A 24,363-nucleotide genomic window follows, 5' to 3' on the forward strand; every position below is an offset into this window, starting at 1 on the left:
GATCACCCGAGATGGGTAGCATCGGATGGTGCGCGCCGCCCGCCTCATGTCGCTCGTCCTCCTCCTGCAGGGGCGTGGCGGGATGACGGCGGGCGAGCTGGCCCAGGAACTCGAGGTCTCCGAGCGCACCATCCACCGCGACGTGCTGGCGCTGTCGGAGGCGGGCATCCCCGTCTACGCCGACAGGGGCAGAACGGGCGGATACCGCCTGGTCGACGGCTACCGCACCAGGCTCACCGGGCTCGACAGGGCCGAGGCGGAGGCGCTGTTCCTGTCGGGGGTACCCGACGCCCTGCGCGACATGGGCCTGCGCGAGATCGCCGAGGCCGCCAGGCTCAAGGCGGCCGCCGCGCTGGCGCCAGGACTGCGCGACGCGCCCGCCACCGCCGCCCAGCGCTTCCACCTCGACGCGCCCGGCTGGTTCGCCAGCGACACCCCGCCGCCCGAGTCGCTCGCGCCGCTGGCCAGGGCGGTGTGGGGGAACCATCCCGTGAGCGGGAGGTACAGAGAGGCGCCGCGCGCCGTCGAGCCGTACGGGCTGGTGCTGAAGGCGGGCGTCTGGTACCTGGCGGGCCGCGCGAAGGAGCGCCTGCTGGTCTACAGGGTCGACAGATTCACCGAGGTGAGCGTCGACACCGCCAGGCGCTTCGACCGCGACCCCGCCTTCGACCTGGCGGCCTTCTGGGCCGAACGGTCGGAGCAGTTCACCCGCTCCCTGCTCAGGACGCAGGTCACGCTGCGGCTCAGCCCCGCGGGGCTGCGGATGCTGCGGCACGTGGCCGACCCCGCCGCGCTGCCGGAGGCGCTGGCCTCCGCCCGCGACGACGGCACGGTGGTGCTGGCGGTCGAGTCGCCGGCGGTCGCCTACACCCAGGTGCTGGCCTTCGGCCCCGAGGCGGAGGTGCTGGACCCGCCCGAGCTGCGCGCCCTGGTGGCCGAGGCGGCCGCCCGGATGTCCGGCCTGTACGCCGAGGACGCCCGGGGCGGCGGCCCCCGCTAGCGGTAGTCGGCGGGGTCGGCGTCCTTGCCGCCCTCCTCGACCTCCTCGATCCAGCGCCACACGTCGGGCCTGGAGCCGTCCACGTCGGTGAACCCGTACTCCTTGGCCAGTTCGCCGCTGGAGAGCGACGAGCCCGACCAGCGCATCCTGTCGGGGTCGGCGGCCAGCGCGGCCACCGCCCTGCCGACGTAGGCGGGCGTCTCCGAGATGGCGAAGGCGGGGCTGTGCGCGATGGCGTCGCGCCAGTTCTCCTCGGTGACGCCGAAGTTGTCCAGCATCATCTCCGAGCGCAGGAAGCCGGGCGTGATCGACACCGCCGCCGCGCCGTGCGGGCGCAGTTCGTGCGACTGGGCGAAGGCCAGCCTGCTCACGGCGGTCTTGGCCAGGTCGTAGAAGATCGAGTTGCGGTAGCGGGTGGCGTTGAAGCCCGCCGTGCCGTCGGTGACCTCCACGACCAGCCCTCCCGGCCTGCGGATGAGCAGCGGCAGCGCGTGGTGGCTGGTGATCAGATGGGTGTCGAGCGCCAGCCTGAGCAGGCGCAGCCCCTTGTCAAGGTCGTGCTCCCACACGGGGGTGTCCCACGACCACAGGTGATCGGCGCCCCAGATGTCGTTGACGAGGACGTCCAGCCTGCCCTGCTCGCTGTCGATCCGCTCCACCAGCGCCTTGACCTGCTCGGGCACCAGGTGGTCGGTCCTGACGGCGATGCCCTTGCCGCCCGCCGCGGTGACCAGTTCGGCGCTCTCCTCGATCGTCTCGGCCCTGTCCATCTCCGAGCGTCCCTGCCTGGTGGTGCGTCCCGTGCAGTAGACCGTGGCCCCCGCCGCTCCGAGCTGGACGGCGATGCCTCTTCCCGTGCCCCTTGTGGCGCCTGTGACCAGCGCGACTGTTTCCGTCATGCCGTGATCCTCCCGCCGAAGCCCGACATCCTCTGTCATGTTTTAGCGACCCGCGCTGTGATAAGCAGTTGGTTACTATGAACACCGAATTCGAGCTTCGCGGCGTCAACCACATCGCGCTGGTCTGCTCGGACATGAAGCAGACCGTCGACTTCTACTCCGGCGTCCTCGGCATGCCGCTGATCAAGACGATCGAGCTGCCCATGGGCTGGGGCCAGCACTTCTTCTTCGACTGCGGCGGCGGCAACGCCCTCGCCTTCTTCTGGTTCCCCGACGCGCCGGACGGCGTGCCCGGCGTCTCCGCGCCCAAGAACCTGCCCGACAGGGGCGAGCTGCTCTCGGCGGTGGGCTCGATGAACCACCTGGCCTTCGACGTGCCGCCGGAGAAGATCGAGGAGTACAGGGAGCGGCTGGTCGCCAAGGGCATCGACGTCGGGGTGCTGCTCAACCACGACGACAGCGAGTTCGGCGTCGCCCCCTCCCTGCACGACGGCGTGTTCGTGCGCTCCATCTACTTCAAGGACCCCGACGGCGTCCTGATCGAGTTCGCCTGCTGGCTGCGCGAGCTCGACCGCCCCGAGGACGTCCGGCACGAGCCGAAGACCGCCGCCGACAGGACCCTCTGATGCCGCGCCTGCGCCAGGTGCCCCGTGAGGAGGTCAGCGACCCCGTGGTCGCGTTCTTCTACGACCGGCTGCTGACGCCCGAGGGCACCTCGACCGGCTCGCCCGGCGACTGGTGGACGGTCTTCGCCCAGGACCCGGCGATCTTCAGGCACTGCGTGAAGGGCTTCCAGCTCTACCGTGAGTCCGCGCTCGACCCGGTGCTGCGCGAGCTGGGCCAGACCCGCGCAGGGTGGGCCAGGCAGTCGCAGTTCGTCTACTCCCAGCACTGCAAGCAGCTGAGGGCGCTCGGCGTGCCGGAGGAGAAGGTGCGCGCGGTCGCGCACTGGCAGGTCAGCGAGGAGTTCGGCGAGCTGGAGCGGGCGGTGCTCGCCTACACCGACGGCCTGGTCCTCGACGGCGGCAGGGTGCACGACGAGGTCTTCGCCGTGCTGAAGCGGCACCTGCCCGACGAGCAGATCCTCGAGCTGACCTACGTCACGTGCCTGTACGAGATGCACGCGACGATGGCGCGGGCGCTGCGCCTGGAGTTCGACGACAGGCCCGACCCGATCACCGAGGTGCCCGCCCCCGAGGGGTACGGCACGCGCGACATCGCCGACGAGCTGACCGTTCGGCGCGAGGACCCTACCGTTCAGCGATCTACGAGCTGACGGGCACAGCCAGAAAACTAATGTGCCGGGCAACGGAAAAGGGAGGACGCCTTGCCCGGTAACGATCGCGACCGCAGTCCCTGGTACTGGCTGCTGCTGGTGCCCATCGCCGTCCCGTTGATGACGTTCCTGTTCAACGCCGCCGAACCCACGCTGTTAGGCTTCCCACTCTTCTACTGGCTCCAGCTCGCCTTCATCATCCTCGGCGTCGCCACGACGACCCTCGTCTACAGGATGACGCGATGAACCCGGGCGAGCACGTCACCGAGATCGTCATCTTCACCGTTCTGTTCCTGGTGGTCAGCGGCATGGGGTTCGTGGCCGCCCGCTGGCGCAGGCCCCAGGATCTGGCGTCGCTGAACGAGTGGGGTCTCGGCGGGCGCAACTTCGGCTCGTGGATCACCTGGTTCCTGGTGGGCGGCGACCTCTACACCGCCTACACCTTCGTGGCGGTCCCCGCGCTGCTGTTCGGCGCGGGCGCGATGGGGTTCTTCGCCGTGCCGTACACGGTGATCGTCTACCCGCTGGTCTTCCTGGTCCTGATCAGGCTCTGGTCGGTCTCGCACGTGCACAGCCTGGTCACGCCCGCCGACTTCGTACGGGTGCGGTTCGGCTCGCCGACGCTGGCGCTGCTGGTCGCGATCACCGGCATCGTGGCGACGATGCCCTACATCGCGTTGCAGCTGATCGGCATCGAGGCGGTGCTGAAGACGATGGGCATCGGCGGCAGCGGGCTGCTGTCGGACCTGCCGCTGATCATCGCGTTCGTCATCCTGGCCGCCTACACCTACCAGTCGGGGCTGCGGGCGCCGGCGCTGATCGCCTTCGTCAAGGACATCCTGATCTACCTGGTCATCCTCGTCGCGGTCATCTACATCCCCGCCAGGCTGGGCGGCTGGGAGGTGATCTTCGGCAGGGCCCAGGAGAAGTTCGCCGCCACGCCCGCGCAGGGCGACGGCATCCTGCTCAACGCCAACAACCAGCTGCAGTACTTCACGCTGGCACTGGGCTCGGCGCTGGCGCTGTTCCTCTACCCGCACAGCATCACCGGCGTGCTGGCCTCCAAGAACCGCAACGTCATCAAGCGCAACATGTCCGCGCTTCCCGCCTACAGCCTGCTGCTCGGCCTGATCGCGCTGCTCGGCTACATGGCCATCGCGGCGGGCGTGAAGCCGATCGGCACCGACAACAACACGGTCGTGCCCGTGCTGTTCGACCAGATGTTCCCGGACTGGTTCGCCGGGATCGCGTTCGCGGCGGTCGGCATCGGGGCGCTCGTCCCCGCGGCCATCATGTCGATCGCCGCGGCCAACCTGTTCACCCGCAACATCTACCGCGAGTACATCAACCCGCAGGCCACCGACGCCCAGGAGGCGGGCGTCAGCAAGCTCACCTCGCTGGTGGTGAAGGTGGGCGCGGTGCTGTTCATCCTGCTCATCGACCCGCAGTTCTCCATCGACCTGCAGCTCATCGGCGGCGTGATCATCCTGCAGACGCTGCCGTCGGTGGCCATCGGGCTGTTCACGCGGTGGTTCCACAAGGTGGGGCTGATCGCGGGCTGGGTCGCGGGCATGGGCGGCGGGCTCGTCCTGCTCTACAACATCTCCAACCCGGCGATCAAGCACGCGCACTTCGGCGGCTCGGCGTTCCCGCTGGAGAAGCTCGGCTTCGACACCAAGATGACGATCTACGCGGGCTTCCTCGCGCTGCTGCTCAACCTGATCGTGGCCGTCGCGGCGACGCTCATCGCGAGGGCGGCCAAGGTGCCCGACGGCCCCGACGGCACCAGCCCCGACCACTTCACCGCCGACGAGGGCGATCCGCGAGTCAAGGATCTGGAACTCGAGTCATCCACGTAACGAATTTAGGCCAAACCGTAACAAGGTTATGTGCTGTGGTTAAAACCTCCGGAACGTTAGTGTGCGTGCAACTTCTTTCGTTCCGGAGGGTGATCACTTGTCCAGCCCCGAAACCGGGCAGGAGCGCGGCGACCGCAGTCCGTGGAACTGGCTGCTGTTCGTGCCGATCGTGCTGCCGCTGCTGACGTTCCTGTTCAACTCCGACGAGCCCAGGGTGGCGGGCTTCCCGCTGTTCTACTGGCTCCAGCTGGCCTTCATCGTCGTCGGCGTCGTCTGCACGACGATCGTCTACAGGATGACCAAGTGAGCGGCCAGCACACGACCGAGCTGGTCGTCTTCGTCGCCCTCTTCCTGGTGGTCAGCGGCATGGGCTTCGTGGCCGCCAAGTGGCGCAGGCCCAAGGACATCGAGAGCCTGCACGAGTGGGGTCTGGGTGGCCGCAACTTCGGCACCTGGATCACCTGGTTCCTGGTGGGCGGCGACCTCTACACCGCCTACACCTTCGTGGCCGTCCCCGCCCTGGTCTTCGGCGCCGGCGCGCTCGGCTTCTACGCGCTGCCGTACACGGTGGTGGTCTACCCGCTGGTCTTCCTCGTGCTGGCGCGCATGTGGTCGGTCTCGCACGTGCACGGGTTCGTCACGCCCGCCGACTTCGTCAGGGCCAGGTTCGGCTCGCCGACGCTGGCGCTGGTGATCGCGATCACCGGCATCGTGGCGACGATGCCTTACATCGCGCTGCAGCTGGTCGGCATCGAGGCGGTGCTGAAGGCGATGGGCATCACCGGGCACCTGCCGATCATCATCGCGTTCGCCATCCTGGCGGCCTACACCTACCAGTCGGGCCTGCGCGCGCCCGCGCTGATCGCCTTCGTCAAGGACACGCTGATCTACATCGTGATCCTGGCCGCTGTCATCTACATCCCGGCCAAGCTGGGCGGGTGGGGCAGCATCTTCGACGCGGCGGCGGAAAAGTTCGCCAAGACCCCCGCGCCGGGCGACGGCATCCTGCTCAACGCCAACAACCAGCTGCAGTACATCACGCTGGCCTTCGGCTCGGCGCTGGCGCTGTTCCTGTACCCGCACAGCCTCACCGGCGTGCTGGCCTCCAAGAACCGCAACGTCATCAAGCGCAACATGTCCGCGCTTCCCGCCTACAGCTTCCTGCTCGGCCTGATCGCGCTGCTGGGCTTCATGGCGATCGCGGCGGGCGTCAAGCCCATCGTCAACCCCGAGACCGGCAAGGGCGACAACAACACAGTCGTGCCGGTGCTGTTCGACCAGATGTTCCCCGACTGGTTCACCGGCGTCGCCTACGCGGCCATCGGCATCGGCGCCCTGGTGCCCGCGGCCATCATGTCCATCGCGGCCGCCAACCTGTTCACCCGCAACATCTACCGCGAGTACCTCAACAAGCAGGCCACCGACGCCCAGGAGGCCAAGGTCTCCAAGCTGGTCTCGCTCGTGGTCAAGGTCGGCGCGGTGCTGTGCATCCTGCTGCTCGACCCGCAGTTCTCCATCGACCTGCAGCTCATCGGCGGCGTGGTCATCCTGCAGACCCTTCCGTCGGTCGCGCTGGGCCTCTACACCCGCTGGTTCCACAAGGGCGGCCTCATCGCGGGCTGGGCGACCGGCCTGGCTGCGGGCATGTGGATGCTCTACCTGATCCCGAACCCGGCCAACGGCAAGCTGCACTTCGGGGGCTCGGCCTTCCCGCTGGCCAACTTCGGCTTCGACACCAAGGCCACGCTGTACGCGGGCGTCATCGCGCTGACGGTCAACCTGGTGGTCGCCGCCCTGGCCACCCTGATCTTCCGCGCCGCCAAGGTCGCCGACGGCGAGGACGCCACCTCCCGCGGCGACTACTTCGCCGACGAGGGCGACCCCAAGGTCAAGGACCTCGACCTGTCGGGGGCGCACTGACCTTGCCGGTGTCCTGAAAGGGGATGAGTATCCCGGTACTCATCCCCTTTCGTCGTCTCGCTCCTACGATGGCGCCATGGATCGGGCGAGAGCGGTCACCATCCTGCGGGCGATCTCCGGCTACCAGTTGTCCGAGGGCCGTTGGGCGCGCGTCGACCGGGCGCTGCGCGCGCTGGAGGAGGCGGCGCGCTCGGGCGACCAGCGGGCCGCGGCGCTGGCCGTCAGGGACCTGGATCTGGTCGGCCCCGTGCGGCTGAGGAACAGGCACGGCGACCCGCCGAGGAGGCCGATCCCCGAGGAGACCAGGGAGCGGCTGAACCGGCTCGTCGTCGAGTTCGAGGAGCGGGAGCCCGCCGAGGATGGATGAGCGGGCGCTGGTCGTCCACGTCTTCGCGCCCGTCTCCGGCTGCGGCGAGCAGCTGACCGCGCTGTGGGAGCGACTGGGCGAGGGCCTGGGCATGACGTGGTCCATCCCGGAGCTCGGCCCCTACCGGCTGGACCTGGACGAGCCGCCGCGCGGGCCCGTGCTGGCCGCGCGCCGGTCTCGCTCCCGGGAGGAGATCGTCGAGGCCGTCGTACGGCGCAGGCACGACGCGCTGGCGCTGACGGTCGGCATGTCTCCGCCGGCACGGGACGGGGTGGACTGGCGCGAGCTGGAGGAGCGCTGGACCCGGACGGCCGATGACCTGCCGGCGTGGGCACTGGGCGAGGCGCGCCTGTTCACCGGTGTCGCCCCCGACCTCACGGCCCCTCCCTCCGAGGCTCCTCACGGCTTTCCTCTGTCGCAGCTGGAGGGCACGGCGCTGCTGGTCGACGGGCACACGGCCGTGTGGGAGCAGCAGGGAGCCGACGACCGCCTCACGCGCAGGCTGCTGGTGATCAGCGCGGTGCGCCGGCAGGACGACTCGGAGGCGTGGATGTGGACGCCGGGAGGCGCCTCCGTCCCGCCTCTCACCCTCCACCTGCTGCACGCCGCGAAGGTCAGGCACCAGCTGCGGCAGCGCGACCGCTTCGACGCCGACGAGGTGCTGCGGCGCGCCGACGAGACGCTGCGCGAGCGGCACAGGGCCTCCTCCGACGACCCCGCCGAGCGGCTGCTGGAGGTCAGGCGGCGGCTGTCGGGCCTGCTGTCCGGCCCTGACGGGCTGACCTGGGCGACGACGCTGCTGCGGGAGATGGAGCGCACCGTGCGCATCGCCGAGGCCAACCTGCGCCCCTCGACGAGGCTGGCGGCCACGCCTGGCCCCTTCCGCGACGACCTGGAGCTGGCCGCCTGGCTGGGCCAGCGGCTCGATGACGACCTGCTCTACCTCGAAGCGGCCAGGGAGCGGGTGCGCGATGGGCTCACCGAGGCGGTCCAGGCGGCCGAGGAGGCGGTGCAGGACCGGCGCGAACGGCTGCAGCGCCGCCAGGAGGAGCTCCAGCGCCACCGCGAGCGGCTCAACCTGTTGCAGGCAGCCGTGGTGGGCGCGGCGCTCATGGTGCTGGCCGCGATCCAGGCCTTCGGCTACCGGGTGCCGCTGCCGGGCTCCGTCACACCGGCGGTGATCGCCACACTGGGCTCGCTCGCGCTGCTGCTGGCCACGGTCACACTCTGGACGGCGGGCGAACCCGGCGCCCCCGCACAGCGCTGGACGCGCCTGGCCATCAGGGGATCGGCCGGGATGGCGTGCGCGGCCCTGGCCTGGGTGGGCTGCGCGCTCGCCTTCCATCTCGCCACGGGCACGGCCGCCCCGCCCGTCTGGACGGCGGGGCTGGCCGCGCCCGCGTTCGTCCTCGGGGCGTGGGCGGTCAGGCTCCGCTGAGCCGGCCGCCGCGGGTGGTCAGCGTCAGGGCCCGATGTGGGTGAAGGGCGCCCACAGGATCGGCAGGCCGGGGTGCTCCTCCCGCAGGGCGCGCACGGCCACGTGGAGGCCGAGGGCGGCGGCTCGCGGGTCGGGAGGCCTGGTCCCGCCGCCGGTCATCATCGCGTAGACCGCCTCGGCCACCACGGGCGCGTGGCGGTCGGCGATCGGCCACAGCGAGCCGATCACGCTGGGATAGCCGGCCAGCTGGACCGTGGCGGCCAGGCTGACGCACTCGTCGGCCAGCACGTCGCCGCCGCGGGAGGTCTCGCATCCGCTGAGGAAGGCGAACTCGGCCCGCTCCAGCCGGGCCGTGGCCAGCTCCCTGACCGTGAGCGGCCCGTCGTGCAGCAGCAGCCGTCCCTGCGACGGGTCGCCGGGATCCTGTTCGGCGTGGCAGGCGAAGTGCGCCCACGGGCTGGCGGCCAGGGCGTCGAGGACGGCCTGCCGTACCGCCGAGGGTCCTTCCAGGCAGATCGCGCCGGGCAGCAGCCGCCTGACGACCTCGCTCTCACGGGCGACGCCAGGCAGGTCGTCGGCGCCCGGCGTGCTGGGCAGGGCGACCAGCAGCGGGCGGCCCTGCGCGGTCGGCGCCGCCTGCTCACGGGCGTGGATGAGCGCGCGCAGGGTCGGGGTGACCGAGGAGGCGGCGACGTCGACGGTGATCGCGGGCAGAGGCAGCAGCGACAGCGCGCCCGTGGGGCACCACCACAGGCGCGGCCACGTCGCGCCTGGCAGGGGCGGCGCGCCGAGTAAGGCGAGCACCGGGCGGCCGATCACCTCGGTGAGCCAGTCCAGGGCCGCGGGTACCCGCTCCAGCAGCTCGGGGTCGGGGTCGTCGTCGTGGGCGTAGGCCCCGACCGCCTCGACGAAGCCTGCCGCCCGCTCGGCGACCTCCTGCGCGCCCAGCCCGGGCAGCGGAACCAGCGTGACGCCTTCGGCGGTGACGACGAGCGCGTCGCAGCGGTACCTGCTGACGTTGACCACCACCACCGGCCCCTCGGCCGCGGCGGCGCGCAGGTCGGCGAACGGCGGCGGCCGCAGGAAGTCCGCCAGCCCCGGTAGCGCGCGGATCGCGGCCAGCGTCTCCTCCCTCTCGCGGGCCAGCACGTGCCGCCTGTCGAGATCTTCGACGGTGTCGAGTCCGTCCTGGATCTCCGCCAGGCGGTCGGCGAGGGCGGGAGCGGCCACGCGCAGAGCGTCGTGTCGCGGGCGCGCGTCGATGATCTGGGCGAGCAGGACGCCCCTGCCCTGCTCCAGCAGCTCGATCGCCAGTTCCGGACGGCCGGCGGCGATCGCGCAGGCGGCCGCGTCGCTGGCCAGCCCCTGGAACCCCGACAGGGCCCGCTCCTGTTCCTGGCGGCGCATGCCGCGCCAGGCGGCGGCGTCGAGCAGGCCCACCGCGGTCGCGAAGGCCAGGACGGCGGCGGCGGGTCCCTCGTGCTCGGCGACGAACTCGCCCCAGTGCTTGGCCACCCCCGCCCGCCAGGCGGGGGCGGCGGTCTCGACGGAGGCGGCCGCGGCGAACTCCCGCGCCGCCTGTTCACGGTCGCGCTCGTCGCCCGAGCGCCGCCACCGGTCGGCCAGCGCCTGCGCCAGGTGGTAGCGCGTGATCGACAGCACCGGCTCGTCCTCCGCCGCGCCCGCGGCGGCGCCACGCAGCGTGCGGATCGCGCCGTCGAGGTGCCGTCCCCTGCCGGTCATGGCGGCGCGCACGTGCAGCGCGGTGCCCAGCTGACCCGCCGCGCGGGCTCTGTCGAACTCGCCTCGGGGGCTCCTGTCCAGGACCTCCCGCAGGATGGCGATCGCCTCGTCCAGCAGTTCGCCCTGCCTGAGCCTGCGCCGCTCGGCCAGCTCGGCGGCCGGCGGCTCCTCACCCCTCAGCAGCGACAGCGCCAGCGCGGCGTACTCCTCCCCCGTGAGGTCTCCGTCCTGGGCCTGGAAGAAGCGCAGCACCAGCGCGGTTGCCAGGCCCGTGGGCGCCTGGGTGTTGGTGGGCGGCGCCGCGGCGACGGCCTCGCGCATGACCGCGACCGCCTCCTCGGGCAGCTCCTGCCGCAGCAGCGCCCTGCCGAGGTTGGTCAGGATCATGTGGCGTTGCAGATGCTCCTTGGGAGCCTCGTCGAGCGCCTGCCGGTAGAGGGACACCGCCTTCGTCAGGGCGTCCCGCTCGCCGACCCTGTCGAACCGCATGACCAGCACGGTCGCCAGCGACGCGATCCAACCACCCCTGTGCGGGTGCAGCGGCGGGGTGGTCGAGACGCACTCGCGCAGCGCGGCGACCGCCGCGTCCAGGTCGGCGGTCGAGCCGGTCACCTCGTGCCTGCGGCCGAGCGCGCTACCGAGGTTGGCCAGGTACAGCGGCCGGTAGTGATGGCCGGCGGGGGTGGCCTCGACGGCGGCCCTGTGCGAGGCGATCGAGTCGTCCAGGTCGGCGCGGCCTCCCCAGCGCTCGAAGCGGCCGAACAGCGCCGTGCCAAGACCGGTCAGCGCGATGCCGCGCTCGGCGTGGTCGGGCGCCGTCTCCCGCACCGCCTGCCGGTAGCAGCCGATCAGCTCGCGCTGGAGGGCGTCGCCGCCCTCGACGCCGTGCTTGAGCGCCAGAGCGTTGGCGAGGTTGACCAGATAGAGGCCGTGGTCGGGATGGCCGGCAGGCAACGTCTCCACGGCCTGCCTGAGCACGTCGATCATCTCGTCCACGCCGCTCAGGTCGCTCATCCACTCCATTTTGTGGCCCAGCATCCTGCCGAGATTGGTCAGCACGGCCGCCCGCTCCTTTCCGCTGGGCGGGGCCTCCCTCAGCGCGTCGCGCAGCATCGATATCGCGCCGTCGATCTCCTCGATCCGGCCCGAGCGCATGGCCTGCTCGACGACGGCTCCTCCCAGGTCGCTCAGGACGGCGGCGCGCAGGTCCGTCCCGATCGTGCCCCTCTCCCGCAGGTTCCTGGAGATCTCGCGCAGCTGGTCCAGCTGCTCGTGGTCCAGCGGAGGCAGCTCGCCGTACAGCAGGGCCCCCGCGATGAGGTGGATCTCCCTGCGCATCGGCTCGGGCACGCCCGGCAGCCCCGCGCGGACGACGTCGAGCGCCCTCCTGAGCTCGTCCTCGGCGCCAGGTTCGTCGCGCACCAGCACCAGCGCGGCGGCCAGCTTGGCGGATCTGAAGATCAGGGCGGGGTCGCCCTGCGGCGTGGCCGCCACCGCGGCGCGCAGCTTGGCGGCGTACTCCCGCGCGTCGGCACGCCTGCCGTCGCGCTCGTAACGGCGGTGGTAGGCCTCGGCGTGGTTGCTGAGGGCCAGCGCCGCCTCCACACTCCTCGGTGGCAGCAGCGAATCCGCCTCGGCGAACACCTCGATCGCCTGGTCGAGATGGCCAGGCGGGCCGCCCGAGCGGTAGTCGTTGATCAGCGCGATCCCTCTGCTGACGCGCACCATGCCCGCGGCCGGATGTCCGGGGGGCGCGGCCCGCACCGCCCGCTCCTGCAGGGACAGCGCCTCGCGCAGCAGCGCCTTGTCCTCGCCGTGGTCGAAGGCCATCGAGAGCGCGTCACCGAGCCCCGACAGGCGTTCGGGGTAGAGGGGGTCGTCCTCGGAGGTGAGCGCGAGCGCCCTGCGGCAGGCCGCGATGGCCCGATGCAGCTCCTGCGGCTCACCTTTCTGGGCGTACCTGACCAGGTGGCCCATGGCCAGCGCCGCCGCCATCCGCGCCCGCATCGCTCTGAACCCGCCCGCGTTCATGGCTCCAGAGTGCCGTCGAGAGGCCCGACGCGCCTGAGTATCCGGCTACTCAGTCGAGATGGCGCGGGTTGGCGACGAGCAGTTTGTCGCGTACGGCTGCCGCCAGCGGACCGAGCAGCTCGTCCTCGGCCAGGCCGCCCTCCCTGATCGCGGCGGCCAGCTCGGCGTCGTCGGCCACGCCGAGCCGGTCGAGCCGTTCGGCGTGCGCGAGGGCCTGGGATGGTCCGAGTTCGAGCTCGCGCTCGACCATGCCGAGCACGTTGACCGCCACCCTGGTGTGGAAGCGCACGCGCCCCTCCACCTCGGGCAGCACGTCCCGCTCCAGGAACTCGCGCACGGCCGCGACCAGCTCCGCCGCCGTGGGCACGTCGTGTGGCGCCGCCATAAGGAACCCCTTATTGACTATGCAACGGGTTTCGGGTTGTGATCCTTTCATGACCTTCGCCGTCCCCGACAGTGTCAGGCCGGTGCGCGACGCCGTCCACGCGTTCATGACCGAGCGGGTCGAGCCCGCCGAGCCCGCCCTGCTGGAGGACGACGGCTCGCTGCTGCGCGAGCTGCAGCTGGAGGCGAAGAAGGAGGGCCTGTGGGCGCTCGGGCACCCACGCGAGCTCGGCGGCGGCGGGCTGCCCTTCCTCGACTACGCCTACGTCAACGAGGTGCAGGGCCGCAGTGAGTTCGGGCAGCTGGTGCTGGGCACCTTCACCCTGCAGGACTCGCTGATGCTGCACGAGCACGCCTCGCCCGCCCAGCGTGAGCGCTATCTGAAGCCGCTGGTCGGCGGCGACATCTGGCCCAGTTTCGCGATGACGGAGCCGCTGGTCTCCAGCAGCGACCCGACCCAGCTGAGGACCGCCGCCGTGCTGGACGGCGACGAGTGGGTGATCAACGGGCACAAGTGGTTCACCACGGGCGCGTCGAGGGCGGCGTACACGACCGTCATGTGCAGGACCGAGCCGCAGGAGGCGCCCCCGCACCTGGCGTTCTCGATGATCCTGGTGCCGACGGACACGCCCGGCTACACCATCGTGCGGGAGACCCCCGTGCTCGGGCTGTCGGGGGCGCACTGCGAGGTGCGCTACGACGACGTGCGGGTGCCCTCGGCCAACCTGCTCGGCCCGAGGGGGCAGGGGTTCGTGATCGCCCAGAGGCGGCTGGGCCCCGGCCGCATCTTCCACTGCATGCGCTGGCTCGGCCAGGCGCAGCGCGCCTTCGACCTGATGTGCGGCAGGCTGCACGCCCGCTCGGCCTTCGGTGAGCCGCTGGCGCGCAAGCAGCTCATGCGCCAGCACGTGTTCGACTCCTACGCCGAGATCCAGTCGGCAAGGCTGCTGACCCTTCACGCGGCGCACGCCATGGACGCGGGCCAGGACGCCCGCGTCGAGATCGGCGCGATCAAGGTGGTGGGCGCGCGGATGCTGCACAACGTGATCGACCGCGCCATCCAGGTCTACGGCGCCGCAGGCCTGACCCCCGACACGCCCCTGGACCGGATGTACCGGCACGCGAGGGCGGGCCGCATCTACGACGGCCCCGACGAGGTCCACGTCGACTCGGTCGGGCGGCGCATCCTCGGCGCCTACGCGGCGGGCGGCAACTGGGAGTTCGGGCTGCGATGATCTCCGCCATCGTCGAGGAGGCGTTCGGAGGCGGGTGCGAGGTCGTCTCGAGGACCAGGCTGTCGGGCGGCGCGTCGAGGGAGACCTGGGCGGTGGACGTCGTCGACGGTGACGAGCGCCCGCACCGGCTCGTCGTCCGGCTGGCCGCCGCGCACGAGGACCAGGGGGCGGCGCCCGGTCTGGGCCGCGGGCTGCCGGAGGAGGCGCGGCTGCTCAGGGCGGCGGCCGCGGCGGGGGTGCCGGTTCCCCAGGTGGTGGCGGCGGCCGAGCCGTACCTGGTGATGAGCAGGGTGGAGGGCGAGACGATCCCGAGGAGGATCCTGCGCGACGAACGCTACGAACGCGCCAGGCCGCTGCTGGCGGCCCAGTGCGGGACGGCGCTGGCGGCGGTGCACAGGATGCCGCTCGACGCCGTCGAGCGGGCCGAGCCCGAGGATCCGCTCGCCAGGTGGCGGGAGGTGCTCGACCTGACGGGACAGCCGCACCCGGTGTTCGAGCTGGCCCTGCGCAGGCTGGAGCGGACCAGGCCGGACAGCGCCCGCACCACCGTCGTGCACGGCGACTTCCGCAACGGCAACCTGGTCGTCGGGCCTGAGGGGGTGCGCGCCGTCCTCGACTGGGAGCTGGCCCACGCGGGCGACCCGATCGAGGACCTCGGCTGGCTGTGCGTCAAGGCGTGGCGGTTCGGCGCGAAGGCTCCCGTCGGCGGGTTCGGCGAGTACGACGACCTGGTGGCGGCCTACGAGCGCGCCTCTGGCCACCGGGTGGACAGGATGGCGCTGCGCTGGTGGGAGACGTTCGGGGTGCTCAAGTGGGGTGTCATCTGCGTCACGCAGGCCCTGCGGCACCTGACGGGCGCGACGAGGTCGGTGGAGCTGGCCGCCATCGGCAGGCGCGTCTGCGAGACCGAGTGGGACCTGCTGGAGGCGCTGTCAGCCGACCGTGTTTGAGATGAAGGCGGCCACGATCACCTCGACCAGCCCCTCCACCACCTGCTCGCGCCCGACCTCGGGGTGTTCGAGCCACCAGTCGCCGGTCGTCTGCACCATGCCGACGAAGGCGTGGCCGAGGATCTGCGCCCGCACGGCGTCGGGCACCACCTGCTCGGCGGCCAGTACCGCGCCCAGTTCCTCGCCCAGCCCGCGCACCAGCGCCGTCATGTGGCTGCGCACGCCGGTGTCCTCGGCGCTGGCCCGGTGGAACAGGAACCTGTAGAGGTTCTGGTTGGCCGAGATGAGGTCGAGGTAGACCTCGACCGCCGCGCGGGCCCGCCCTCGGGGGTCGGTCCTGGTCCTGACGAACTCGGGGCGCAGCTGCGCGATGACCCTGCGCACGTGCCGGTCGGCCAGCGCCTGGTACAGGCCGCTCTTGTCGCCGAAGTGACGGTAGAGGATCGGCTTGGTGATCCCGGCCTCGGCGGCGATGGCCGCCATCGACACGTGGGGCCCTTCGCGCAGGATGGCCCGGTCGGCGGCGTCGAGCAGCGCCTTGCGCCGATCGGGGTCCCTACCGTTCACGGGGCCAGGATAGTCCCGCTTCGATCCTCACTCGCGAGGGGTCGTCACCTGCGCAGAAGCGGGCTTCGGAGGGCGCCATCGCGAAGGAGGGAGCGCCGAGAGCACCAGCAGGCCGCCAATCACCAGGTACAGCCCCGTCACGCCGGGCAACAGCCCTGGCGGCTCGGCGGTGCCGGACCCATGGGCCGCGCCCGCGAGGAGGTCCATCGGCGGCAGCGCGCCCACCGCCCGCGCGGCGCTCTCGGGGGCGGCGGCGAACAGCAGCCCGAGCAGGGTCAGCGGCAGCCCGCACACCAGCGCGGCCAGCGGTGACAGCCGGGGGGCGCAGGCCAGCGCGCCGCTCACCGCGACGGCCGCCCCCAGCCACGCGGGCCCGAGCGGATCGGGCTGCTGCAGCGCGTATCCCGAGCGCAGGCCCGCCGCGCCCGCCTCGGTGAGGTAGTAGACGACGGGCAGCGCGGCCAGCCCGATCACCGCTGCAGTCACATGGCGCACCCTCCGAGGTTAGGGTCGGATCATGAACAGCGGAACGGGTCCTGGAACCATCACCCCCGACGGATCGCCCGTCGAGTTCTACACGCTGCTGCCTCCCGGCGAGGAGGCGCGCGTCATCGCCGCCGCGACGCCCCCGAACGGCACCGTCCTGGAGCTCGGCTCCGGGGTGGGCAGAGTCACCCATCCCCTGCTCGAGGCGGGGCTGGAGGTGGTCGCCGTGGACGAGTCCGCCGAGATGCTCGCGCACGTGCGCGGCGCCCGCACCGTGTGCGCCAGAGCGCAGGAGCTCGACCTCGGCGAGCGCTTCGACTCGGTCGTCCTTGCCTCCTATCTGGTCAATCTGCCCGACGCCGAGCTGCGGCACGAGCTGCTGGCCTCCTGCGCGCGGCACGTGGCCGAGGGCGGCTCGGTGCTGGTCCAGTGGCAGCCGCCCGAGGCGCACGACCAGTGGGAGGCAGGCAGGGGCGGCGAGCGCGACGGCGTCGGCATCATGATGACGGAGCTGGAGGAGGTCTCTCCCGGCACGTTCGCGGCCACCATGCGCTACACGGCGGGCGAGCGGGTCTGGACGCAGTCCTTCCGGTCGCGCCGCCTCACCGTGGACGACCTGGCCGCCGACCTGGCGCGCGCGGGGCTCGCCCTCGACGGCTTTCTCACCGAGGACCGCACGTGGGCGCGGGCCGTACCGGCATGACGGGGGCCGACTTCCTGCGCGCCATCGCCGACGGCAGCGTGGAGTCCTCCCCCCATCTGACGCACCTGGGCCTGCGGCTGGTGCTGGTGGAGCCCGGCAGGGTCGAGCTGGTCTGGCGCCCAGGGCCCGAGCTCACCAACAGGTCGGGCGTGGTGCACGGCGGCTACATCGCCACGGCGCTCGACGACGCGTGCGGCATGGCGAGCGGGAGCGCGGCCGAGCGGCCCACGCTCCACCTCACGATGAACCTCAACGTCGACTACCTGCGCCCGGTGCGGGCCGGGGAGGTCTACACCGTGGCCGGCACGGTGACGCACAGGGGCAGGACGCGCATCCTGACGCTGGCCACCGTCACCGACGCCGACGGCCGCCTGTGCGCGCAGGCCACCTCCAGCCTCACGCCGAACCGGCTGACCACACCCGGCTGACCACACCCGGCTGACCACACCCCGCTGAGCCCGCTGACCTCGGCGGGCTCAGCGGGTGTCCGATCTGTCGGAGCCTGGCGATAGTCTGCCGCTCCATAACGGTGATCGGAGGTGGGCGGTGGCGCCCGAGGTGCCAGGCTACGAGGTGCTCGGGCTGCTGGGCCAGGGCGGCTTCGGCGTCGTCTACCAGGCGCGGCAGCTGGCTGTCGGCCGCGAGGTGGCGCTCAAGGTCGACAGCAGGGTGCTCGTCTCCGAGCGTGACCAGCGGCGCTTCGTGCGCGAGGTCACCTCGGCCGGGGCGCTGTCGGGCCATCCCCACGTCGCGCACGTCTACGACGCGGGGGTGCTGCGCGACGGCCGCCCGTACATGGTGCTGGAGCTGTGCCCCGGCGGCTCGCTGGCCGACCGCCTGCGCGCGGGCACGCTGACCGTCGCCGAGGTGCGCGACATCGGCGTCAGGATCGCCGACGCGCTGGCCGCCGCGCACGCGGCGGGGGTGCTGCACCGTGACGTCAAGCCCGCCAACATCCTGGTCAACCGCTACGGCAACGTGGTGCTGTCCGACTTCGGGCTGGCCACGATGCCGGAGCCCGGCGCGGAGATGTCGGTGACGCGCGAGTCGCTCACCCCCGCCTACGCCCCGCCCGAGGCGTTCGAGCTGACCGAGCCGACGGCGGCGGGCGACGTCTACTCACTGTCGGCCACCCTCTACGCGCTGCTGTCGGGGCGGCCTCCGCGCTTTCCCGAGAGCGGCGTGGCCAACCTGGCCGTGATCATGGCGCTGCACCGCAGGCCCGTGCCCGAGATCCCCGGCGTGCCCGCCGCCTTCACGGAGGTGCTGCGGCGCGCGCTGGCCACCGATCCCGGCCTGCGGACCCCGACGGCCGCCGCGTTCCGCGACGCCCTGGCCGCCACCGACCTGTCCGGTGCGGCGGGCCCTCCCGCCCCTCCCGGCGACGCGGGATGGCAGGGCCCGCCTCCCGCGCCCATGGCCGCGCACTCGGGCGGCTGGAGCGCGATGCCCACGGGGCAGGCGGCTGCCCAGGGGGCGGGCTGGAGCGCCGCGCCCACGGGCCCGGGGGCGGCTCACGCGGGCGGATGGGCCGCCGCGCCGACAGGGCCCCGGCCGGAGCAGAGACCGGGACACGGGCCTGGACACGGGCCTGGCCCCGCGCCGGGACGCGCGCCGGGACACGGTCCAGGGCACGGTCCAGGGCACGGTCCAGGGCACGGGCCGGCGAGGGGACACGCCGCCGGATGGCCCGCCGGTCACGACGGCGACCTGCGGGCGGCGCCCACCGCGATGTCGCGCCGCGCGAGGGGTGGCGGGGTCTACGCCGCCGTCTCCGCGCTGTTCGCCGTGATGATCGCGATCGGGGTCGTGCTGATGCTCATGGAGGGCAGGTGACCTCCTCTTGAGCGACGACCTCGACGCGCTCGAGCGACGCATCGACCTGCTGCGCGCCCAGGTCCGCACCGCCGCCAGGGCCAGGGAGGCCGCCCTGGCGCGCGAGCTGCGCGGGCAGCTGCGCAAGGCCGAGCGGGCATGGGACACCCTGGTCAGCGCCCCTCCCCAGGTCGCCGCTCGTCCCGGCGAGCAGGAGGGGCGGGTCGCGGTGCCGGTGCGCGAGCGCGTCCACAGGGCGCTGACGCTGCTCGGCGTGCCCGCGGCCGGGCGGCTGGTGGTGAGCGTTCACGACGCGTTCTTCGCCGAACCGCTGCGCAGCTCGCAGCTCACCACGCTGAGGCGTGACGAGGAGCGCACGTTCAGGCGCTCGCCGTACGCCAGGCCCCACTACGTGTGCGCCGCGCTCACCGACAGGCTCACCCCTGCCAGGGGGCTGCTGGCCGTGAGCACCTGGCCGCAGGAGCGCAGGGTGGTGGGCCCGCTGAGCCCGCGCGTCGACTTCCTGGTGGCGACCGTCCAGGTGGCCGCGTGCGCGGGACGGCTCGACGACCCCTCCCCCGCGGCGAGACGGCTGCTCGCCAGGATGGCGCGCAACGTGCCCGACGCGGGGAGCGGTTTCGGCGAGCCCGACCCCGAGCGGGTGGCCGTCGCGGCCAGGGCCGAGCTGGCGGTCCACCTCGAGGCCGACACGCGGCAGCGCGCGGAGCTGGCACAACGCGCCGCCGCGCAGCTGGATGAGGTGGCGTGCCTGTTCGGCGCGGCTACGCTGAGCGATGTCGCGAGGAAGGGTGCGTGCGCGTGAGCCGGATATGTCAGGCGAGGAGAGCGGAGGCCGATGGCGACCGTCGGTGAGAGGGTGAGCGGGCTCGACTCGCTGCGGGGCACCACGCCCGCCAAGCCCCACGACGCCAGGGCCATCGCCGCCCTGGCGGCCAACCCGGGATGCGCGCGAAGGGCGCTGATGGACGGCGCGGGCGTCGACAAGGACGCCGCCGCCAGGCACCTGGGCTTCCCCGCCCCGTTCGGCCAGTCGCCGTTCGCGATCACCAGGGGCAACGCCTTCGAGGCGCTGGTCAAGGCCGACGGTTGCGCGGAGCTGCTGAGGCTGCTGCGCGACGTGCTGCGCCTGCCGATCGACGAGGTGGCCTACCAGGACGTGCAGAACGTCGGCGCCCACCTGCGGCACGCCCACACCCGCACCCTGTTCGACAGGGCGGCGAGGGGCGAGCAGGGCACGCTCTACGACCATCCGCTGCTCAGCCTGAAGATCGCCGGGCACACCGCCTTCCTCGAGCCCGACGTGGTGGCCTTCCAGCACGGCGGGCGCTTCCACATCGTGGAGATCAAGTCGTTCGCGGTGATCGACGGGCAGGCCGACCCCGCCAGCGTGTCGGCGGCCGCCAGGCAGGCGGCGGTGTACGTGCTGGCCCTGCGCACGCTCCTCGAGGAGCTCGGTCACGACCCGCTGCTGGTGGCGCACGACGTGGTGCTGGTCTGCCCGGAGAACTTCGCCAACCGCCCGATGGCCACCCTGGTCGACGTGCGCAGGCAGCTGGCCGTGCTGAAGCGGCAGCTGGCCAGGATGACCTCGATCGACAGGCTGCTGGCCGAGCTGCCCGAAGGGGTGAGCTTCGACCTGCTGCCCGGCGAGGACGGCGCGCCCACCAGGTCGGCCGAGGCCCTCGCCGAGGCGATCCAGCAGGTGAGCGCCCGCTACGCGCCCGACTGCCTGTCCACCTGTGACCTGTGCTTCTTCTGCCGCGACGAGGCCAGACGCGACGGGGCCTCCGACCAGCTCGGCAGGCAGGTGCGCGACGAGCTGGGCGGGGTGGCGACGGTGGAGGAGGCGCTGGCGCTGGCCGACGGGCTCAGGGAGCCCGCCCCCGGCCAGGAGGAGATCGCGCGCCTGTTGCGTGACGCCGAACGGCTGCGCAGGGAGTGCCTGGCGTGAGCATCCTGACCTCGCTGGCCAGGCTGAGGGCGATCAAGGAGGGTGTGGCGCAGCCCATCGCCACGGTCCGCCACTGCCATCTCGGCCGGCGCCCCATGGTCTTCGTCCCGCTCAGGCTCTCCGGCGAGGCCGCGGCGCCGCTGGCGGTCATGCTGGGCACCGATCGTGACGCGCCCGAGCTGCTCGTGGTGGCCCAGCCGCGCAACAGGGACTTGCGGTTCGCCTTCACGGCGGAGCTGGCGCGGGTGCTGCTGCCGTACGTGGAGAGCTTCCTCGGCCAGAGCGAGACGGTCGAGAAGAAGAACGCCGACCCCTACCAGCGGGCGCTGGACGCGCCGCAGCTGCTGCTGCCCAATCCCTCGGGCGTGGCCTTCACCAGGCTGCTCGGCAGGTCGACGAGGTTCCGCCGTCCCGACGGGCCCTATCCCGTGCCCGCCGAGGTGCCGCTGCTGGGCAGGTGGCTGACCTACTTCGCCGAGCGCGCCGCCCACCCCGGCTCGTCGCTGACGCTGGCGGCGACCGAGGAGCTCGGCCGCCACTGGGCCAGCGGGCAGAGCGGTCTGGAGGACGCCAACCTGGCCGCGCTGCTCGGCTGGATCTCCCCTCCCCCTGGGCGCACGGGGCCACAGGCCGCGCAGGAGGCCGAGGACCCGCTGATCTGGCCGCCCGCGGGCCCCGCCACCGACCCGGGGTTCGACGCCGAGGTGCTCGCGCCCGCGATCGAGAGCGGCACGGTCGAGCGCGTCACCGAGGCGCTGCGCACGCAGCTGGCGCCGACGTGGCGGCTGATGTGGCAGGCCGTCGACCTGCTGCGCGCCCTGCCCGAGGGGGCGAGCGTCGCCACGCGGTGGGAGAGCGACCGCGGCTCGTTCAGCATGATGGCCGAGCAGGTCGCCGAGGGCGCGCCGCCGCAGGCCCGCCGTGACGGCGCGGTCGCGGCCGCCTCCAGGCTGTCCAGGATGGAGCGCGCACAGGCGGCCTTCGAGGTGCAGCGCGCCTACGACGATCCGCTGGTCATGGCCGAGTACCGCCTGACGGGTGAGGCCTTCGCCGGCGAGGTCATCGAGACTGACCCCGAGCACACCGAGGGCGAGGGCCGCTCGCGCAAGCTGCGCCCTGTCGTCCTGGTCAAGACCGACGACCCCGTACGCCTGTCACCGGGCGCCACGCTCGGCACGCCCGACCGCCGCGGCCAGGCGGCGCAGCTGGTCGACGTGAGCGACGGCCTGGTCACCCTGAAGATCACCAAGGGCATGGGCAGGGGCAGGACACCCGCTCCCGGGTCGGTGCCCGAGCCGGGTGAGCGGGTCTGCTACACCTCACTGACCGACGACTTCCAGGGCTCCGCCGCCCTGCCCGACAGGGACGCCACGCCATGGACGCACGGCGGCCCGCCGCAGGAGTACGTCCCGAACGACGAGGACGCCCAGGAGGAATGGGCATGAGCAGCCCCGAAGAGGTCATCCAGGCCGTCCTCGCCGACCTGCCGAGGCACAGGGGCGTGGTCGTCGACTCGCCGCCTGGCGCGGGCAAGTCGACGCTGGTCGTGCGGGCCGCGGCGCACCTGGCGGCGACGGGCGAGCCGCTGATGATCGTGGCCCAGACCAACGAGCAGGTCGACGACCTCATCGAGCGCATCGCCGACAAGCATCCCGACCTGAGCGTGGGCCGCCTGTCGGCCTCGGGCTACGTGGCGCCGCTCAGGCTGCTCGAGCTGCCGAGCGTCACGATCGGCACCAGGGTGCAGGACCTCAACGATCCGGCCATCGTGATCGCCACCGCCGACAAGTGGGCCTGGATCAGCGGCCGCACCTGGCCGTGGGCGATCGTCGACGAGGCCTACCAGATGCGCTCGGACAAGCTGCTGCGCATCGCGGGGCTGTTCGTGCGGGCGCTGTTCGTGGGCGACCCAGGACAGCTCGACCCGTTCTCGATCGTGGAGGCCGACCGGTGGGCCGGGCTGTCGTGGGACCCGGTGCAGAGCGCGGTGTCGGTGCTGCTGCGCCACAACCCCGACCTGCCCGTCCACCGCCTTCCGGTGTCGTGGCGGCTGCCCGCCTCTGCGGCGCCCGTCGTGTCGCGGGCCTTCTACCCCTTCACCGGGTTCAGAGCGGGCACAGGGCCAGGCGAGCGCCGGATGGAGCTCACCACCGAGGGCATGGGCACCGTCTACGACCGCACCCTGGAGGAGGCCGCCCGCGCGGGGTGGGCGCTGCTGGAGCTGCCGGCCCGCCACACGGTCCGCACCGACGCCGAGGCCGTCCAGGCGGTGGCGCTGCTGGCCACCCGGCTGCTGCAGCGCGGGGGCGTCGCCTACTCCGAGCGGGGCGAGGCGCCCGTGACGGCCGACCGCATCGCGGTCGGCGCCGCCCATCGCGACCAGGTGGCGGCGATCAGGAACGCGGGCGTGCCGCCCGAGATCACCGTCGACACCGCCAACAGGCTCCAGGGACGCGAGTACGACGTGACCGTGGTGCTGCACCCGCTGTCGGGGCGCAGGGACGCCACCGCCTTCCACCTCGAGTCAGGACGGCTGTGCGTGCTGGCCTCACGCCACAGGCACGCCTGCGTGGTGGTGGCCAGAGCGGGCATCCCCGAGCTGCTCGACGCCCACCCCTCGGCCGAGACCGTGCAGCTGGGGGTGCCCGTGAAGTTCCCCGACGGCTGGGAGGCCAACCAGTCGGTGCTCGAGCATCTCGCCAGGCACCGGATCTCGGCCCGAGACGCGCGCGGGTAGTGAGGCCCGCCGTCCGGTGAGGGTCTAGACCCTCCTGCGCCAGACGTCGATCACCAGGACGGGGCGCATGCCCGCCGAGGTGTAGAGGCCGAGGGCGGGCGTGGTGTTGTTGGCGTCGACCTGCAGCAGGGTGCCGCGTCTGCCCCTGGCGGCGTCGGCGGCGAAGGCCGTGCGCAGCAGCAGGCGGCCGAGGCCGCGCCCTCGGTAGGCGGGCAGGGTGGCCAGGCTCAGCACGTAGCCGCGGTTCTCGTCGGAGACGAAGTGGTTGGTGCCCAGCAGCATCGCGGCGGGCTCGCCGTCGACCCTGGCGAGCGTGAGCTGCGACCAGTCGGTGGCCGCCGAGGCCTGCCTGCGGGCCAGCCACTCCTCGTACGGCAGCGGCACGAACCCGAAGTGGTCGGCGAACCCCTCCTGCTGGACGCGGTACGCCTCGCGCCTGACCTCGTCAGTGTCGGCGGTGTGCAGGGTGACGCCCTCGGGCGGCCGCGGCGCCTCGACGGGCCCTTCGAAGTCGATGCCGAGCCGGTGGAAGCTGGTGGCGGGCTCGAATCCGAGCGCCTTGACCACGGCCTGCCCGGCCTCGTCGGCGCGGTAGACGCCGATGTCGAGCGTGGCGCCGTCGTGGCCGCGCTCGGCGGCGAGCTCGCGTGAGCGTTCGAGCACCGCCGTCCAGAGCCACTGGCTGACGCCGTCGCCGACGCCGGGCCTGACGACCACCTCCACGTCGACGTGGTCGCTGTCGCCCTTGGCCATGGCGTACGCCCAGCCGTCGAGCCTTCCCTCGGCGTCCTCGACCAGCCAGGCGTCCTTGTCGGTGTCGAGCTCGGCGAGTTCGTCGGCGATGTCGGCGGGCGTCACGTCGGGCGCGCCGATGGCGAAGGTGTCGTAGGCGGCGACGAGGTCGTAGACGTGGGCGGCGTCCGCCTGGCCCGGACGGCGGACGGTGTGGCGATTCATGGGGACGATTGTGGCCATGGGCGC

At 72.5% G+C, this 24,363-nt stretch carries 24 protein-coding genes; 18 read left to right on the top strand and 6 right to left on the bottom strand.

Translation table 11 applies throughout. The annotated features are described in order from the left end of the window. Window positions 1-28: 28 nt before the first annotated feature. The gene (locus FHR33_RS44795) at window positions 29-1,000 is read left to right on the top strand and encodes a helix-turn-helix transcriptional regulator (protein ID WP_183661441.1); all 972 of its coding nucleotides are present in this window, start codon (window positions 29-31) and stop codon (window positions 998-1,000) included. Here FHR33_RS44795 and FHR33_RS44800 read toward each other — a convergent pair. Then, entirely contained in the window at window positions 997-1,899 is a 903-nt protein-coding gene (locus FHR33_RS44800) for an SDR family oxidoreductase (protein ID WP_183661443.1), read from the bottom strand. The genes FHR33_RS44795 and FHR33_RS44800 overlap by 4 nt on opposite strands. A gap of 77 nt (window positions 1,900-1,976) precedes the next feature. On the opposite strand from FHR33_RS44800, the gene FHR33_RS44805 reads away from it, so the two are divergent. The 8 genes from FHR33_RS44805 to FHR33_RS44840 all read left to right on the top strand — a co-directional run bounded on the left by FHR33_RS44805 (window position 1,977) and on the right by FHR33_RS44840 (window position 8,759). Further along, the gene (locus FHR33_RS44805; RefSeq protein WP_183661446.1) at window positions 1,977-2,525 is read left to right on the top strand and encodes a VOC family protein; all 549 of its coding nucleotides are present in this window, start codon (window positions 1,977-1,979) and stop codon (window positions 2,523-2,525) included. After that, window positions 2,525-3,175 (top strand): carboxymuconolactone decarboxylase family protein, encoded by a 651-nt coding sequence (locus tag FHR33_RS44810; RefSeq protein ID WP_183661448.1) that lies wholly within the window; start codon window positions 2,525-2,527, stop codon window positions 3,173-3,175. The genes FHR33_RS44805 and FHR33_RS44810 overlap by 1 nt, the downstream gene beginning before the upstream one ends. 51 nt (window positions 3,176-3,226) lie before the next feature. After that, the gene (locus tag FHR33_RS44815; RefSeq protein ID WP_183661450.1) at window positions 3,227-3,421 is read left to right on the top strand and encodes a DUF3311 domain-containing protein; all 195 of its coding nucleotides are present in this window, start codon (window positions 3,227-3,229) and stop codon (window positions 3,419-3,421) included. After that, complete coding sequence (mctP, locus tag FHR33_RS44820; protein ID WP_183661452.1) at window positions 3,418-5,034, top strand: monocarboxylate uptake permease MctP; 1,617 nt, start codon at window positions 3,418-3,420, stop codon at window positions 5,032-5,034. The genes FHR33_RS44815 and mctP (FHR33_RS44820) overlap by 4 nt, the downstream gene beginning before the upstream one ends. Window positions 5,035-5,131: 97 nt before the next feature. Continuing rightward, window positions 5,132-5,341, top strand: a complete 210-nt coding sequence (locus FHR33_RS44825; protein WP_183661454.1) for a DUF3311 domain-containing protein — start codon at window positions 5,132-5,134, stop codon at window positions 5,339-5,341. Then, a complete protein-coding gene (gene mctP, locus FHR33_RS44830; RefSeq protein ID WP_183661456.1) occupies window positions 5,338-6,954 on the top strand; it encodes a monocarboxylate uptake permease MctP in 1,617 nt (538 codons plus the stop codon). The genes FHR33_RS44825 and mctP (FHR33_RS44830) overlap by 4 nt, the downstream gene beginning before the upstream one ends. A gap of 76 nt (window positions 6,955-7,030) precedes the next feature. Next, window positions 7,031-7,321: a CATRA system-associated protein gene (locus tag FHR33_RS44835; RefSeq protein ID WP_183661458.1), complete on the top strand. Its 291-nt coding sequence runs from the start codon at window positions 7,031-7,033 to the stop codon at window positions 7,319-7,321. After that, a complete protein-coding gene (locus FHR33_RS44840) occupies window positions 7,314-8,759 on the top strand; it encodes a CATRA conflict system CASPASE/TPR repeat-associated protein (RefSeq protein WP_183661460.1) in 1,446 nt (481 codons plus the stop codon). The genes FHR33_RS44835 and FHR33_RS44840 overlap by 8 nt, the downstream gene beginning before the upstream one ends. Window positions 8,760-8,783: 24 nt before the next feature. Here FHR33_RS44840 and FHR33_RS44845 read toward each other — a convergent pair whose 3' ends face one another. Together FHR33_RS44845 and FHR33_RS44850 are read right to left on the bottom strand one after the other, a co-directional pair. Beyond that, window positions 8,784-12,533 (bottom strand): CHAT domain-containing protein, encoded by a 3,750-nt coding sequence (locus FHR33_RS44845; protein WP_183661462.1) that lies wholly within the window; start codon window positions 12,531-12,533, stop codon window positions 8,784-8,786. A 49-nt stretch (window positions 12,534-12,582) separates the two neighbouring features. Continuing rightward, a complete protein-coding gene (locus FHR33_RS44850) occupies window positions 12,583-12,918 on the bottom strand; it encodes a DUF6285 domain-containing protein (protein WP_183661464.1) in 336 nt (111 codons plus the stop codon). Between the two features lie 49 nt (window positions 12,919-12,967). Here FHR33_RS44850 and FHR33_RS44855 point away from each other — a divergent pair, with 49 nt between their 5' ends. Further along, window positions 12,968-14,152 carry an acyl-CoA dehydrogenase family protein gene (locus FHR33_RS44855; protein WP_183661466.1) on the top strand — a complete coding sequence of 395 codons (1,185 nt, stop codon included), beginning with the start codon at window positions 12,968-12,970 and terminating at the stop codon, window positions 14,150-14,152. Continuing rightward, a complete protein-coding gene (locus tag FHR33_RS44860) occupies window positions 14,149-15,102 on the top strand; it encodes a phosphotransferase family protein (RefSeq protein WP_183661468.1) in 954 nt (317 codons plus the stop codon). Before FHR33_RS44855 ends, FHR33_RS44860 begins: the two co-directional genes overlap by 4 nt. Here the strand turns inward: FHR33_RS44860 and FHR33_RS44865 are convergent. Beyond that, the gene (locus FHR33_RS44865) at window positions 15,085-15,669 is read right to left on the bottom strand and encodes a TetR/AcrR family transcriptional regulator (protein WP_183661470.1); all 585 of its coding nucleotides are present in this window, start codon (window positions 15,667-15,669) and stop codon (window positions 15,085-15,087) included. The two genes, FHR33_RS44860 and FHR33_RS44865, sit on opposite strands and share 18 nt — an antisense overlap. Window positions 15,670-15,696: 27 nt before the next feature. Next, window positions 15,697-16,164, bottom strand: coding sequence for a hypothetical protein (locus tag FHR33_RS44870; protein WP_183661472.1), 468 nt, complete (start codon window positions 16,162-16,164; stop codon window positions 15,697-15,699). A gap of 22 nt (window positions 16,165-16,186) precedes the next feature. On the opposite strand from FHR33_RS44870, the gene FHR33_RS44875 reads away from it, so the two are divergent. The 7 genes from FHR33_RS44875 to FHR33_RS44905 all read left to right on the top strand — a co-directional run bounded on the left by FHR33_RS44875 (window position 16,187) and on the right by FHR33_RS44905 (window position 23,382). Next, a complete protein-coding gene (locus FHR33_RS44875; protein ID WP_183661474.1) occupies window positions 16,187-16,858 on the top strand; it encodes a class I SAM-dependent methyltransferase in 672 nt (223 codons plus the stop codon). Beyond that, window positions 16,834-17,286, top strand: a complete 453-nt coding sequence (locus FHR33_RS44880) for a PaaI family thioesterase (protein WP_312896061.1) — start codon at window positions 16,834-16,836, stop codon at window positions 17,284-17,286. Before FHR33_RS44875 ends, FHR33_RS44880 begins: the two co-directional genes overlap by 25 nt. 118 nt (window positions 17,287-17,404) lie before the next feature. Beyond that, window positions 17,405-18,694, top strand: a complete 1,290-nt coding sequence (locus FHR33_RS52290; RefSeq protein ID WP_183661476.1) for a serine/threonine-protein kinase — start codon at window positions 17,405-17,407, stop codon at window positions 18,692-18,694. Window positions 18,695-18,701: 7 nt separating this feature from the next. Then, window positions 18,702-19,496 (top strand): hypothetical protein, encoded by a 795-nt coding sequence (locus FHR33_RS44890; protein WP_183661478.1) that lies wholly within the window; start codon window positions 18,702-18,704, stop codon window positions 19,494-19,496. Window positions 19,497-19,529: 33 nt separating this feature from the next. After that, entirely contained in the window at window positions 19,530-20,645 is a 1,116-nt protein-coding gene (locus FHR33_RS44895; RefSeq protein ID WP_183661479.1) for a hypothetical protein, read from the top strand. Beyond that, window positions 20,642-22,090: a hypothetical protein gene (locus tag FHR33_RS44900; RefSeq protein ID WP_183661481.1), complete on the top strand. Its 1,449-nt coding sequence runs from the start codon at window positions 20,642-20,644 to the stop codon at window positions 22,088-22,090. Before FHR33_RS44895 ends, FHR33_RS44900 begins: the two co-directional genes overlap by 4 nt. After that, the gene (locus tag FHR33_RS44905) at window positions 22,087-23,382 is read left to right on the top strand and encodes an AAA family ATPase (protein WP_183661483.1); all 1,296 of its coding nucleotides are present in this window, start codon (window positions 22,087-22,089) and stop codon (window positions 23,380-23,382) included. The genes FHR33_RS44900 and FHR33_RS44905 overlap by 4 nt, the downstream gene beginning before the upstream one ends. A 24-nt stretch (window positions 23,383-23,406) precedes the next feature. On the opposite strand, the gene FHR33_RS44910 is transcribed toward FHR33_RS44905, so the two are convergent. Beyond that, on the bottom strand, window positions 23,407-24,339 hold the full coding sequence (locus FHR33_RS44910; protein WP_183661484.1) for a GNAT family N-acetyltransferase: 933 nt from the start codon (window positions 24,337-24,339) through the stop codon (window positions 23,407-23,409). Window positions 24,340-24,363: the final 24 nt, after the last annotated feature.

Source organism: Nonomuraea dietziae (assembly GCF_014195505.1).
Lineage (GTDB): Bacteria > Actinomycetota > Actinomycetes > Streptosporangiales > Streptosporangiaceae > Nonomuraea > Nonomuraea roseola.

What these genes read in the sequence shown, in the direction of transcription:
- FHR33_RS44840 (WP_183661460.1), top strand. Translation starts at nt 7,314, where the DNA reads ATGGATGAGCGGGCGCTGGTCGTCCACGTCTTCGCGCCCGTCTCCGGC.
- FHR33_RS44905 (WP_183661483.1), top strand. Translation starts at nt 22,087, where the DNA reads ATGAGCAGCCCCGAAGAGGTCATCCAGGCCGTCCTCGCCGACCTGCCG.
- FHR33_RS44855 (WP_183661466.1), top strand. Translation starts at nt 12,968, where the DNA reads ATGACCTTCGCCGTCCCCGACAGTGTCAGGCCGGTGCGCGACGCCGTC.
- FHR33_RS44875 (WP_183661474.1), top strand. Translation starts at nt 16,187, where the DNA reads ATGAACAGCGGAACGGGTCCTGGAACCATCACCCCCGACGGATCGCCC.
- FHR33_RS44810 (WP_183661448.1), top strand. Translation starts at nt 2,525, where the DNA reads ATGCCGCGCCTGCGCCAGGTGCCCCGTGAGGAGGTCAGCGACCCCGTG.
- FHR33_RS44910 (WP_183661484.1), bottom strand. Translation starts at nt 24,339, where the DNA reads ATGAATCGCCACACCGTCCGCCGTCCGGGCCAGGCGGACGCCGCCCAC.
- FHR33_RS44845 (WP_183661462.1), bottom strand. Translation starts at nt 12,533, where the DNA reads ATGAACGCGGGCGGGTTCAGAGCGATGCGGGCGCGGATGGCGGCGGCG.
- FHR33_RS44800 (WP_183661443.1), bottom strand. Translation starts at nt 1,899, where the DNA reads ATGACGGAAACAGTCGCGCTGGTCACAGGCGCCACAAGGGGCACGGGA.
- FHR33_RS44805 (WP_183661446.1), top strand. Translation starts at nt 1,977, where the DNA reads ATGAACACCGAATTCGAGCTTCGCGGCGTCAACCACATCGCGCTGGTC.
- FHR33_RS44860 (WP_183661468.1), top strand. Translation starts at nt 14,149, where the DNA reads ATGATCTCCGCCATCGTCGAGGAGGCGTTCGGAGGCGGGTGCGAGGTC.
- mctP (WP_183661452.1), top strand. Translation starts at nt 3,418, where the DNA reads ATGAACCCGGGCGAGCACGTCACCGAGATCGTCATCTTCACCGTTCTG.
- FHR33_RS44835 (WP_183661458.1), top strand. Translation starts at nt 7,031, where the DNA reads ATGGATCGGGCGAGAGCGGTCACCATCCTGCGGGCGATCTCCGGCTAC.
- FHR33_RS44895 (WP_183661479.1), top strand. Translation starts at nt 19,530, where the DNA reads ATGGCGACCGTCGGTGAGAGGGTGAGCGGGCTCGACTCGCTGCGGGGC.
- FHR33_RS44850 (WP_183661464.1), bottom strand. Translation starts at nt 12,918, where the DNA reads ATGGCGGCGCCACACGACGTGCCCACGGCGGCGGAGCTGGTCGCGGCC.